At 36.5% G+C, this 13,719-nt stretch carries 11 protein-coding genes; 2 read left to right on the forward strand and 9 right to left on the reverse strand.

Going from position 1 to position 13,719, the window contains the following annotated elements:
- Together ffh and M0R38_06215 are read right to left on the reverse strand one after the other, a co-directional pair.
- Positions 1-1,317: a signal recognition particle protein gene (ffh, locus tag M0R38_06210; GenBank protein ID MCK9481336.1), complete on the reverse strand. Its 1,317-nt coding sequence runs from the start codon at positions 1,315-1,317 to the stop codon at positions 1-3.
- 43 nt (positions 1,318-1,360) lie between these two features.
- Positions 1,361-6,280: a PKD domain-containing protein gene (locus M0R38_06215; GenBank protein MCK9481337.1), complete on the reverse strand. Its 4,920-nt coding sequence runs from the start codon at positions 6,278-6,280 to the stop codon at positions 1,361-1,363.
- Positions 6,281-6,376: 96 nt separating this feature from the next.
- On the opposite strand from M0R38_06215, the gene M0R38_06220 reads away from it, so the two are divergent.
- On the forward strand, positions 6,377-7,153 hold the full coding sequence (locus tag M0R38_06220; GenBank protein ID MCK9481338.1) for a hypothetical protein: 777 nt from the start codon (positions 6,377-6,379) through the stop codon (positions 7,151-7,153).
- A 6-nt stretch (positions 7,154-7,159) separates the two neighbouring features.
- Here M0R38_06220 and M0R38_06225 read toward each other — a convergent pair whose 3' ends face one another.
- From M0R38_06225 to M0R38_06255, 7 genes are all read right to left on the reverse strand, one after another.
- Positions 7,160-7,711: a cob(I)yrinic acid a,c-diamide adenosyltransferase gene (locus tag M0R38_06225; protein MCK9481339.1), complete on the reverse strand. Its 552-nt coding sequence runs from the start codon at positions 7,709-7,711 to the stop codon at positions 7,160-7,162.
- Positions 7,712-7,715: 4 nt separating this feature from the next.
- Positions 7,716-8,354, reverse strand: coding sequence for an ABC transporter ATP-binding protein (locus tag M0R38_06230; protein ID MCK9481340.1), 639 nt, complete (start codon positions 8,352-8,354; stop codon positions 7,716-7,718).
- Between the two features lie 47 nt (positions 8,355-8,401).
- Positions 8,402-8,701: an Asp-tRNA(Asn)/Glu-tRNA(Gln) amidotransferase subunit GatC gene (gatC, locus tag M0R38_06235; protein MCK9481341.1), complete on the reverse strand. Its 300-nt coding sequence runs from the start codon at positions 8,699-8,701 to the stop codon at positions 8,402-8,404.
- On the reverse strand, positions 8,698-9,447 hold the full coding sequence (locus M0R38_06240; protein MCK9481342.1) for a 1-acyl-sn-glycerol-3-phosphate acyltransferase: 750 nt from the start codon (positions 9,445-9,447) through the stop codon (positions 8,698-8,700). Before M0R38_06240 ends, gatC begins: the two co-directional genes overlap by 4 nt.
- Complete coding sequence (locus M0R38_06245; protein MCK9481343.1) at positions 9,437-10,006, reverse strand: hypothetical protein; 570 nt, start codon at positions 10,004-10,006, stop codon at positions 9,437-9,439. The genes M0R38_06240 and M0R38_06245 overlap by 11 nt, the downstream gene beginning before the upstream one ends.
- 108 nt (positions 10,007-10,114) lie before the next feature.
- Positions 10,115-10,429, reverse strand: coding sequence for a PUR family DNA/RNA-binding protein (locus tag M0R38_06250; GenBank protein ID MCK9481344.1), 315 nt, complete (start codon positions 10,427-10,429; stop codon positions 10,115-10,117).
- A 155-nt stretch (positions 10,430-10,584) separates the two neighbouring features.
- Entirely contained in the window at positions 10,585-12,312 is a 1,728-nt protein-coding gene (locus M0R38_06255; GenBank protein ID MCK9481345.1) for an ABC transporter ATP-binding protein/permease, read from the reverse strand.
- A 150-nt stretch (positions 12,313-12,462) separates the two neighbouring features.
- Between M0R38_06255 and M0R38_06260 the strand changes: the two genes are divergently transcribed.
- The gene (locus tag M0R38_06260; protein MCK9481346.1) at positions 12,463-13,560 is read left to right on the forward strand and encodes a leucine dehydrogenase; all 1,098 of its coding nucleotides are present in this window, start codon (positions 12,463-12,465) and stop codon (positions 13,558-13,560) included.
- The last annotated feature ends 159 nt before the right edge of the window (positions 13,561-13,719 follow it).

Consider the following 13,719-nt stretch of genomic DNA (forward strand, 5'->3'; position numbering starts at 1 on the left):
TTAAATACCCAACGCACTAAGACCCTTCATTCCTTTTCCGCTAACCATTTTCATCATTTTTTTCATTTGGTCAAATTGTGTCAGTAGTTTATTTAATTCCTGAATATTACGTCCACTGCCTTTGCAAATTCGTTGCTTGCGAGAATTATTTAAAATCAAGGGGTTTTGTCTCTCTTTAGGTGTCATTGATTGAATTAAAGACTCAATCCCTTTGAATGCATTGTCATCTATATCTAAGTCCTTGATTTTGTTTCCTATACCCGGCATCATCCCAAGCAAATCTTTGATATTTCCCATTTTTTTGATTTGCTGTATTTGGGTTAGAAAATCTTCAAGGTCAAATTTGTTCTTATGGATTTTTTTGCTGATTCGTGCAGCTTCTTCTTCATCAAATACTTGTTGCGCTCTTTCCACCAATGATACCACATCACCCATCCCTAAAATACGGTTTGCCATACGGTCGGGATAGAATATGTCGAGTGTATCTAATTTTTCTCCACTGCTGACAAATTTTATTGGCTTCTGAACAACAGTTTTTATAGATAAGGCAGCACCACCGCGTGTATCACCATCCATTTTTGTTAATACAACACCATCAAAATCTAATCTGTCATTAAACGCTTTGGCAGTATTAACAGCATCTTGACCTGTCATTGCATCCACCACAAAAAGAATTTCAGAAGGTTTGACAACTTTCTTGATGTTGGCAATCTCATTCATCATCTCTTCATCTACGCTCAAGCGCCCTGCAGTGTCAATAACCACAACACTTATACCTTTGGCTCTTGCATAGCTAATACCTTTTTGTGCTAATTCAACAGGATTTTTGTTTTCAGGTTCTGAATATACTTCTACTCCAATTTGTTCTCCCAACACTTTTAATTGGTCAATAGCAGCAGGTCTATATACGTCTCCTGCAATAAGTAAAACCTGTTTGCCCTTGGACTTTAGCATACGAGCCAATTTGCCGGTAAATGTTGTTTTACCCGAACCTTGCAAACCTGATATTAATATAATTGCCGGAGAACCTGCAAGATTGATGTCTTTATGATCACCGCCTAACAACTCTTTTAACTCATCATTGACAATTTTGACCATGAGTTGACCCGGAGAAACCGAGGTTAATACATTTGCGCCAAGTGCCTTTTCTTTTACCGTTGTAACAAAGTCTTTGGCAATTTTATAGTTGACATCAGCATCTACTAAGGCTCTGCGAATTTCCTTGAGCGTTTCTGCAATATTGATTTCTGAAATTTTGCCTTGACCTTTCAAGGTCTTGAAGGCTTTTTCAATTCGTAAACTTAGATTTTCAAACATGTTTCTAATTTTGGGGATGCAAAGGTAATAAAGCTACTTCGATTTATCGAACAAGATGTAGAGTGCCTTTAAAGTCATAAGGTTTGCCATCTAATCCGACAGCTCTTATCTTATATAAATATACGCCATCAGGACAGGGAATGTTTGAGAATGTACCGTCCCAACCTATATCCAAGTCGTTTGTTAAAAATAATTTATTGCCCCAACGGTCATAGATTTCCATCTCGAAGGTGTATAAATGGTTGCTCGTTGTTTTGGTTATATAAATGGCGGTAGGTTTAAAGATATCATTAATGCCATCGTTGTTCGGAGAGAAAGCATTTGGAATGTATATTTGACTTTCAGGGATACTGCATGAAATATTCGAATTTGAAGTGTCGATATTCCCATTTCTTACTGCGTACACTCTCAAACATACATCGCGATTTTCTACCACATTAATACCATCAAATATATAGGATGACGAATCAGCCGGTAACTCTTTCCTAAACACAAAGTCACCAAATTCATTTTGTTCTTCAACAACGTATTTTGCGACCCCATCAGACCATTCACTATATTTATTCCAAGTTAAATATGCACGATAGTTGTGGATTTTATTACTCAATAGAATACTCTTAGATTCAGAAGATTTTGGGGCAGCATACCCGCAAAGGTCAACCGGACTGATATAATAAGAATATGCTGAGGAATTCACATCTACATTTTTGTCTATATAGCTTAGCGAGGTTGTGGTATCATAATCTTCTATGCTTGTGTTGTCGATGTGTCTAACCCTGCTAATTTTATAATGTCCAAGATTGGGCATTGAAAAATAAGGTGTCCATTGTACCAAAATGTTGCTATTGTTGATTACAGTAGCTTTGCGAGGTGTAATTTGATCGAGCGGGTATATGTATTCAGGTTTTTCGCAAACGATATTACTAACAGAACGCCAAACTTTATTTTTATTAACTGCTTCAATATAATAGCAGTAAGTACGCTCACATAAGTTGATGTCTAAGTATGAATCAGTCGTATTGTCAACAGTGTCAATGGGTATAAACTTGCCGCCATCTTCTGAGCGGTAAATAATATTTCCCCAGAAGTCATCCAAATCCCATCCTACATATTTAATCCAATTCACCAATAATTTTGATGAACCTGCTTGCTCAACTTTCGCAGACATGGTACAATGCGGAGGACTAAACTTTGAAATGATTCCACATGTGTCTCCTATAGTTGTAGTGTAACAATATCGCTTTGCATTGATGTCAATACCTGTATTTACAAGGTAAGAGGTATCCTGTCTATTTGTAGTTTCATACAATTTGGTATAACCGGTTTCATCAAGGAAAAATGAGTATCTGGCAAACTGATTTACTTTTGCCATTGCCCATACCCCCAAAATGTCTTTATTGTTATCTACTGTTACAAAATGTAAACCGGTATTGGGTGGAGGTACGGTATCTATTACATGGATAAACCGGACAAATGTATCCTTGCAGGCATTACTGTCTGTAACAACCAATTGAACTAACTTGCTTAAAGGTGATATATAATTGTATTTGGGGTCGCGGTTAGAGCTGGTATCATGTAGATTAGCCGGATCTCCAAAATCCCAGCGATATGAAACGATTTTGTTTGGTGTGGAAGGCAGTGCATAGAATTGCAAAGGTGTATTAAAGCAAATACTGTCAGAAGCAGGTTGAAAAAAGGATGTAGGTTTAGGTTGAACCCAGATTCTCAACTTGTTCAATGCAGTTGTGTCTGAGCAACCGTTTACATTAAATGCAGCTAATCTTGGTCTGTAAACCCCTGCAGTATAGGATGCGGAAGGATTAAAATCCGGTGAAGTTACAAAATTGCCATCACCTTTAAAATCCCATTTGAATGATACTCCATACAGTGAGGTGTTCTGTAAATTTGAAGTATATGTTTCACAACCAATAGTATCAGTGGTTTTGAAATCCGGCTCGGGTGATTTTTGTACACAAACATTGTCTTTATGTTCAAATGAGGCAAAACAACCATTGTTGTCAACCAACACAAGCTTTGTTTTATAGCATTGGACATTTAACCCCTTATCCATTACCCTGTATTTGTGATTGTCAAAAGCAGTGGAGTCAAGGGCAGCACCATCACCATAGTCAAAATAAAAACGGCTATAATTTCTGCTGGTATTCTTGAAGTCCACTAATAAAGGTTCGCATCCTGATTTAATATTGTAATCATACTCAGGAATAGGACCAATAACTTTCACATAACCAATCTTGTCCATAGTGTCTCTACAACCCGGTGTTGTAACAACCAGCCGTATATTGATACCGGTGCTATCTGTGTTTTTGGAATATACATGGGAAACAGGATTAGCTTTTGAAGTAGTAAAAGTGTCCCCATCCCCAAAATACCACCTGTATTCACTGCCATACCACACAGGAACCGGCTTGAAGGTTGTAATAACTGGCGCGCAAAACTGAACCGTGTCAGAACTGTTAAACTCCGGTACAGGGTCAATTACGCGAATCAGCCTTTTGAGAGTGTCTTTGCATCCACCCGGTCCGATTGAATACAGGGTGATATAAAAATCCCCTTGTTTTAACACTGTTAAACTTGGGTTGCGTGTTGTATCATTTGGGCTGATAAATACTGCACCCGGACTATCAACTTCCCATTTGAATGTGCTGGCATTGAGTGAGTAATTATTAATTGGAGTGGTAGTATTTATACAGCGTACACTACTTGAAAAACTGAAATTAGCGGTTGTTCCTACAATAAAGTTCTGAGAATAAAATGAATCATTGCATCCCGAACCATGCTCTACAACCAGTCTGGTGTAATGACTTCCTTTTCTATTATAAGTAGCAGCAGTAATTAAACCGGTTGTTGGAACAAATGTAGTAAAGGCTTTCATGTCGTTTTGCGCCTTCCATGTATAATTGTTGGGATTGTTGTTTTTGAAATTATAGTTACCCAAAATAATTCCTTTCCAAGCGATATTCAGTGGCTCACACCCCGTTAATGGGTCCGGTGTGAATAATGACATCCTAATTCCGCTTACTTTGATTCTAAACGGTGCAGATACTGTGTCTCTACATTGATTATTAGCAGAGCTATATACAAATCTAACTTTGTAAATACCGGGATGATTGAAATAAAACTGTTGGGAATCGCGATTATAAGAAGAAATGACAGTTAAGTTCGTATCCGTATGTTGTAATACCCATTGTGTATTGTATGTAGGAAAATCTTGACGTGGGAAGTTTGAATATAAATTGATTGGGTAGCCTCTGCAAGGCAGTGAGTCATTGACGGTAAAATTGAGTTTAGGTGCATTGACACTAATAGTATCTTTAAATAATCTACTGCCAGAGCATCCTTGTGCATTTGATGATTTTAAATAGACACTGTAAAAGCCGGTGTCAGGTAAGGTAACTATGAATGGAGCAGTACTGCCGCTAAATAATATTGTAGTTGAGTTTTTATTATATACTTCCCAATAATGGGTGTTTTTTATGCCAGTAGTGCCTTCCGGGGTGGTAGCAGTCAATGTTATTTTCTGTCCTTTGCAAGCTGGTTGAGGAACTATGCTGAAACTGGGGTAGAGTGAATCTATGCCAATTGCATTTGCCATTATCAGGGAGTCTGTACAACCTGTTGCACCCGTAGCCTTAAGTTTTATAGAATAATATGCTGTATCAGTAATCGGAAAAACTATTGAATCTTGCGAATTGGATGTAAATATGACTGTATTTGTTTTCTGGTTCTTGACTTCCCAGGCAAATTGCGTAATACCGGCACCCGTTATATCTGATTTGTTAATTGCTCTAAATGTTTTTGGAAGTACACACGAACGTGTAAAAGGTAAAGAAAACACAGCAGAGGGACCTTTTACAGAAATTATATTATTGAAAGATTTAGTCGTAACACAAACATTGTTTTTATATATCACTTTTACACCGAAATTCCCTATCTTACTAAAAGAAACTGTAATTGTGTTGGCTGTTTGATTCTTTACAATCACGGGAATACTGTCAAAATCCCAAGTGATTTCACCCCCCATACTGTTGGTTAGTGTTAATGTTACATCTTCGCCTGCACAAACTGATGCTTTGTCAATGCTAATATTGGCATCTATGGAATCGTAAATTGTAATCCATTCATCTTTAGTGATGGAATAATTACATCCGCCAAAGTTAGTAAAGCTATGTTTGACGGTATATACCCCTTCGGGGAGTGTTATGTTTGGATTGGATGCGACCGATGTGAAAGTGTCCGTTAATGATTCAAAAGACCACTGATAGCTGACAAAAGAATGGTTTTGCATTACCGGAATGACCCTTGAAAAAGTGAGCGACATTGGACCGCACAGCAGTGTGTCGGGAGTATATTTAAGATCTAATGCTAATGAATCAAACCCCCAATATTGATAAAAGGCAGAGTCATAGCTGCGAACGTTGCGACAGCCAAAGCTGTCAGTAGAGAAAACATACAAAGACTTAATTCCATAACTTGAATCAGGGAGGTATTGGAAAACCGGAGGAGCATTATTAAATATTGTTCCCGCAATGATATAATCTCTTGATTGAATGTTGGCAGATAAATCAGTAATGGTAATTGTGTCTGGACCGGTACATAATTTTGATTTGTCCCAAGTAATATTGATGGGGGGCTTAGGTTTTACTTTTATGTAGTCAATCTTGTTAATTTCACAAACCGCATTATTGATTAAGGTAACTTTAAGTTTAATTGTATAATTGGCAGCCGAGTCATATAGCCGTTTAGGCGATGTGTTGCCGGCTAAAGTTCCGTTTCCGAAATCCCATTCAACAGATGCTCCGGTCGGGAGATTAATGATATGAAACTGCACAAATGCGGGGTTACATGAAATTGTATCAGTTGAATAAAAATCTATTGCTCCACATTGAGCGTTGGCAGCAAGATTGCCAAAGCATATTGCCACAAGTAATATTAAACGCTTCATATAGTGGGAGAATAGATTCAAACCCGGTGATTATTTGCTTGAAACAATTTGCAAAGTTACTGATTTTGTAGGTTCTTTGCGCACGATTTTTATAATATGAAACAACGTTTTAACATCATTTTTGCCCTTTTTGCATTTTCTCTTTCGATATTTGTTTTTGGATGCAAGCAAAAAAATAAGGGTAGTGCTCCCGCTACATCAGGAAATGAACAATCAGCTTATGAGTTTGAAAAAGCACTCTATCAACATGCATACAACATTGGCGATCACATGACAGCTATTATTGCGCTTAATCGTATGTTGGTTATGGATTCAACGCAGACACAATATTATGACAGCTTATCAAGACATTATATTGCATTAGGCAATTCCAACAGTGCAGCATATTATGCAGAAAAAGCGTTGGCGCTCGACCCTGGTGATGTGAGAATGTTAGAGATTGCCGGATTTATTTATTTTGATGCGGGTGATTTCAAAAAGGCTGAGGAGAAGATTAATAAATTATATCAAATTACCAAAGAGCCTAAGTATTTGTATTCTTTATCTCAAGTCTATGCGTATATGGGTGATATTAAAAAGTCTAATGAGATGACGGATTTGATACTCAAAGACGGTGCGATTGATAACCTATATGTTGATGTAAGCACCTCTACCGGACAGGTACAAAGTGTGAGAATAAAAGCAGCTGCTTATTTTGTAAAGGCAAACTTGGTGCAAAATCCAAAGACTGTTGTTTCGTTGTTAGGTAAAGCGTTGGCTATTCAGCCTGATTTTGAAGTGGCTAAAAAGATTAAAGAAGAGATGGAAGTGCAAAACAAAATGCAAGAAATCCAAAACAACGAAGATATCTTGAATAAGTATAAGAAAAAGTAAGCGCAGTTACTTTACCCCTTTGGGTGCCCAAAGGATTTCTTCTGTGTTTGTCTGTTTGGCTTCTAATCTTGCCAAATTGAACAAATAATCTGAAAATCGGTTAATAAATGCAATGATTCTGGTATCTACTGTTTGGCTTTGATTTAATTCTACAATAATTCTTTCTGCTCTTCGACAAATACATCTTGCTACATGTATTTGAGCAATTGTGATACTTCCGCTCGGGAGTATAAAGTTTTTTAATCTTTCCAATTGACTATCCATATTGTCAATTCTGTTTTCCATTTCTTTGATATCATCTTCGGTTACTTCAGGTAATTTAAAATCCTTGCCCTCCGGAGTTGCCAACAGTGCTTCTATATTGAAAAGTTCACTCTGTACTTTAATTAAGTAGATACGCTCATCTTGATCATAGATGGAAGAAATGAGAATACCGATATAGCTATTTAATTCATCAACAGTGCCGTATGCTTCGATTCTTTTGTCAAACTTGCTCACTTTGTCACCACCTATCAAGGTGGTCATACCTTTATCGCCTTTTTTTGTGTAGATTTTCATGGTGTTAGATAAATTCTTCTTTTTCAATGATACCGTCTTTTAGTCTAATAATTCGTTTGGATTTACGTGCAATATCTTCCTCGTGTGTAACAAGGATTATGGTGTTGCCTTGTAGGTATATTTGTTCGAACAATTGCATTATTTCTTCAGATGTTTGAGAATCCAGATTTCCAGTTGGTTCGTCTGCCAGCAAAATTGCCGGTCGGTTTACCAGAGCACGTGCAACGGCAACCCTCTGACGCTGACCCCCTGATAACTCATTGGGTTTGTGTGTGATTCTATCAGATAACCCCACTTGCTCCAATGCTTCTTTCGCTCTTTGAACCCGTTCTTTTTTACTTACACCGGCATAAATTAAAGGTAATTCAACATTTTCTAATGCTGTATATCTGGGAAGCAGGTTGAATGTCTGAAAAATAAATCCGATTTGTTTATTTCTAATTTCTGCAAGGCTGTTATCGGATAATCCGGTTACATCAATACCGTTCAATAAATATTTGCCGGAATCAAAATTGTCTAAGCAGCCTATTATGTTCATCAGAGTTGATTTTCCGGAACCGCTGGGACCCATGAGTGCTACATAGTCACCCTTGTCAACTCTCAAATTGAGATTTTTTAATACTCGGAGTACTTGAGTACCCATTTTATATGACTTGTTTAAGTCTGATATCTCTATGACTGCAGAGGAATTCAAGATTTAGGTTTTAATACTTTTGTTACTCTAAAAAAGTCAGAATCCTTGGATGGTGCATTCTTTAATGCCTCTTCTTTGCTTATCATTCCTTCTATTTTGTCTTCTCTTACAACATTGTTTGCAGATGTCATATAAATGAGTGGTTCAACACCATCAGTGTTAATTTCATTGAGTGTTTCACAGAAGGCGACAGTTTTTTGTAAATCTGCCATTAATTCTTGTTTCTCTTCATTAGAAAATTCAAGTTTTGCAAGGTCTGCAAGTCGGTCAAATTCTTTTTCGTTTATGTTATTCATGGTTGGTCGATTATTTTCTTTTCAATTAATTTGTTTTCAATGATTGCAAAGACTTGAGATTTGAGAGCAAATATATCTTCTTTTCCCATGCCTTGTGTTTCAATCGGCTTATGAATGAAAGTTCTCATTATGCCGGGACTCCCATGTATTCCTTTGTTGTGTACTAATCTTTTATAGTTGTCAAGTAAGGTTACAGGTACTATAGGCAGTTGGTTGTCAATAGCTAATTTAAAAGCACCGTTTTTGAAACTGCGTAATCTTGGGACCTGGTTGCCAATGGTGCCTTCGGGGTAAATAATAAAACTGTATCCTTGGTTGATTCTTCCTTCTGTTTCTTTGTATGCTTTGGATGCTTCAACGGCATTGTTACGATCAACGGCTACATCTACGGTTCTAAAAAAAATCCCAAACAGCGGAATTTTTTTGAGTTCTTTCTTTGCCAAAAACATATAGTTGCCTCTTGCGATAATTGACATACAAAGGATGTCGAGGTATGAAGTATGGTTTGAAATATATATGCATGGCAAGGTTGATTTGTTATTGCTATCTTCTTTTTCTATGACAATCCATAATCCTGTCAATAACATAATGAGCAATGCCCAAAGTTTTCTAAGGATATTAGCTAAGTAGTACCCTGATTTGTTTAATAGTAAAAGGAAAAAGAAAGGGTAGAGGACGATTAATGTAACAGCAAAGACTACTGCAAACCAATAAGCATAGAGTGTTTTGAAAAACTTAATTATCATTTTTCACTTCTGAATTAACAGCATTTCTTTTGCGGTCTTTATTCATGTAAATTAATGCCATTATGCTGGATATTAATAAACCGATGGAGGAAAACTGATAGACATTATCTCTAAGTTGATTGCCAACGCTATACCTGTCTACAGTCATTTGAATTACTTCTTCTTTAGTTTTTTTGTAAAACTCCATGTATTTGTCTATGTTCTCATTCAATTTTGCTAAGTCAGTCTGAATAGCTTTTTCAATAATGTCAGGGAATTTCGCTACAATAAACGCATAAATGCCGGCAATGGTAAGGGATAGTACCAGCATGGAAAAGAGCCCTGCAATGATTACTAAACCTGCTTTAGAGCCTTTGGTTGTTTTGGCAAGTGTGTCTTTTCTGATATTCCTTGCTAATAAATAAACACATGTTGCCGGAAGCAGTAGAGAGTATATGAGTAAGAAAAATATTTTCTGAAAATTACTCATATCAGGACCATAATTATTCAAATGGACAAACAAGAACGCACCTGCAATACTGCCAAATGCAATTCCGTAGATAAAGATTTTTTTATACATAATAAAAGTTGGGGCAGCAAAAATAAGATTAAACTATCGGTTTGCTATTACTACAGCTAAAAAACCTGATGAGTTACAGGAATAAAGGGAATCGGATGTTGAGTAAGATTAAGATTCGCTGTTCTCTTCGTCAGAATTTGAGTTTCTGGTGAATTCGTCAAAATTGTATTCAGGCAACAATTCTTTTTTTACAAAACCAACGGTTTCATTTAATGCTTCCACAAACTTGTTAAAGTCTTCTTTGTACAAGAAGATTTTTTGTTTCACAAAAGTCTGGTCGTCAAATTTTTTCTTACTTTCAGTGATTGTAACGTAATAGTCATTGTTCTTGGTTTCGCGTACATCAAAGAAATAAGTTCTCTTGCCTGCCTTTACTCTCTTGGAAAAAACTCTGTCCTGATCGTTGTATTTGTAATCTTCCATATTCACACTAATTTATTCTGAATTATACTCTACAAATAAAGCTAAAAAAAATATACCGCCAAACCCTTCAATGTATTTTTTTCGCAAGGCGATTGTCAATGTTATGAATAGGCAAATCAAAAAGGAAGTTAAGGAAACAAAAGAGTTGTGATAGCTTAATTTAAGCCCGTTTCTTCCATTTGTTTTTCATATAGCTTTTTATAGTATAAATTTGTTTTTAGCAACTCTTCGTGGGTGCCGGATGCTTCGATTTTACCTTGATTGATGACAAGTATTAAATCAGTGTCAGCCACTACTGATAGTCTGTGGCTTACAATAAATGCGGTCCTATTCTTGAGTTCGTTTCTCAGATTAGCTAAGATAATCTTTTCGGTGGAATGATCAACAGCACTTAAACAATCATCCAATAAAATGATTTCAGGGTTTCTTATTAATGCTCTTGCAAGTGCAATTCTTTGTTTTTGTCCGCCCGAAAGTGTAAGCCCTCTTTCTCCTAATAAAGTATCATATCCCTTTGGGAATTCCATTATGCTGTCATGTACAGCGGCAATTTTTGCAACATTTTCAACGTCATCTTTAGTCAACTTCGTTAATTTACTTGAACCAAAAAGAATATTGTCATAAATTGATTCTGAAAATAAAAAAACATCCTGAGGTACATAACTGACAACATCTCTATACTCTTTGAGATTGAGTTCTCTAAGGTCTTGATTGTCAATAAAGATTTTTCCGGAAGTGGGGTCGTAAAAGCGTGCTAAGAGGTTTAGTAATGTGGTTTTGCCGGATCCGGTTTGCCCTACTAACCCAATAGTCTGACCTTTGTGAATCGTAAAGTTAATGTCGTGCAGTACTTTCTTGTTCTCATTGTATTGAAATGAAACATTGGAAAAACTGATACTTTCACTAAAAGTGCAATTTTTGCCTTTGGCTGTTTTAATTTCAGGGTCCACCTCTAAGAATTTATTAATACGTGCTTGCGAGGCATCGGCACTTTGGACAATTGCCGTAACCCAACCCAATGAAGAAACAGGCCATGTGAGTAGGTTTACATAGATTACAAACTCAGCTATGTTGCCATAAGTAAAGTCCCCGTTTATTACTGCTAAACTACCCAGGTAAATGGTCAATATAGTACTCAAGCCGACCAAAGACATAACAAGCGGACTGAAAAACGCATTAACAGTTGTAAGAGACATACTCAGGTCTTTGTATTGCGTATTTTGTTTAGCAAACATACCGGCAAATACTGCTTGCGCAGAGAATGCTTTTAATACGCGGACACCTGCCATACTTTCTTGCACAAATGTTGTCAAGTCAGAGAGTTTTGCTTGAATCAAATCACTTTTTCGATTGATTATTTTGCTTACATAATAAATGGAAGCAGAAAGAAATGGAAGCGGGAGCAGTACATAAAGCGTAAGCGTTGGATTGACTGAAATCATCATTACAATTACTGTCAGAAAAGTAAATATAAGGTTGACAAAATACATGATTGCCGGTCCGAGATACTGCCTTACTTTACTTACATCCTCAGAGAGACGGTTCATTAAATCTCCTGTAAAGTTAGCTCTGAAAAATGAAAGATTCATTTTTTGATAGTGGCTATAAATCTCATTCTTCAAATCATATTCAATTCTTCTGGAAGCAATAATAACGGTCTGCCTCATAAGAAACATAAAGACTCCTCGAACTGTTGTAGCTATTAAGATTAGTCCTCCATAGAGGGCTGCTGTTTCTATGATTTTATTTCTGTATAGGCTCTCCAATTCTGTTCCTTTGAAGAAATGAAATAAACTAATCTCTTCAAATGAATTGTCAAATGCAATTCTAACCAAATATGGGGAGAGGATGTTGAACAAATTGGTTAGGATAATATATATCATGCCGGCAAAAAGGGTCTTGCGGTATTTCCATAAATATTTATTGAGGTATTTGAGCGATTTCAAGGAGCCGCAAATTTTGTTTATTATTTACTAATGACAAAAAAAGTTATTTTCGCGCCATCAATTTTGAAATCTAAATAAAAACAAGATATGAGCGGAATATCATCACAAGCAGGAAATTCAAATTTCCCTCTGTTCAATAGCTTAACAGAGTTTAACCATGAGCAAGTAGTAGTGTGTAATGACAATAGTACCGGTCTGAAGGCAATTATTGCTGTTCACAACACCGTTTTAGGTCCGGGATTAGGCGGTACACGCTTTTGGGTTTATAATAATGAACAAGAAGCGATGAATGATGCGTTGCGTCTTTCAAGAGGTATGACTTATAAAGCATCCATTTCAGGTCTTAACCTTGGTGGTGCAAAAGCAGTAATTGTGGCTGATAAGAACACAAAAAAGACAGAAGCTTTTATGCGCAAGTTTGGACGTTTTGTTGAAAATCTGAATGGTAAGTATATTACTGCTGAGGATGTTGGAACAACAACAAAGGATATGGAATATATCGCAATGGAAACAGATCATGTGGTGGGTATGCCTGAAAATATGGGCGGTGGTGGCGACCCGTCTCCTGTTACTGCTTATGGTGTGTATATGGGAATGAAAGCTTCTGCAAAGAAGGCTTATGGAAGCGATAGTCTTGCCGGTAAGTCAGTTACAGTGCAAGGTGTAGGTAAGGTAGGATATTATCTTGTTGAACTTCTTGTGAAAGACGGAGCTAAAGTTTTTATTACCGATATTAACGAACAAAATTTGAAACATTCAGTAGCTTTAGGTGGTGAAGTAATTAGCCCAAATGATGTCTATTCTAAGAAGGTAGATATTTTCGCTCCTTGTGCTTTAGGTGCAATTTTAAACTCTGAAACAATCCCACAATTAAATTGCTCAATTGTGTGTGGTTCTGCTAATAATCAATTGAAGGAAGATGTTCTACACGGTGATATGCTTAGAGATAAAGGTGTTTTGTATGCCCCTGACTTTTTAGTAAATGCCGGAGGTTTAATCAATGTCTATTCTGAATATACAGGTTATGTGAGAGAACGTGCTATGGCGCAAACTGAACATATTTATGATTTGACCTTAGATATTTTCCACAAATCAGAAGAAGAAAAAATCAATACTCAGCTTGCTGCAACAAAAATAGCAGAAGAGCGCATTCACAATGTAATGCTTGTAAAATCAACATATTAATATTTAACAATAATGTTTTATAAAAAAAGGTTGTTCATCTGAACAACCTTTTTTTGTTGCTAATGGTTGATGTCAAGTTGTTTTGTGAAAAACTTGCGGGAATTTAGCTGAAAAAAGTTTTTCTTTTTAGTTGATTTTTGCATACTCATTTTTGAAATC

The organism is Bacteroidia bacterium, from assembly GCA_023228875.1.
Classification (GTDB): domain Bacteria; phylum Bacteroidota; class Bacteroidia; order NS11-12g; family UBA955; genus JALOAG01.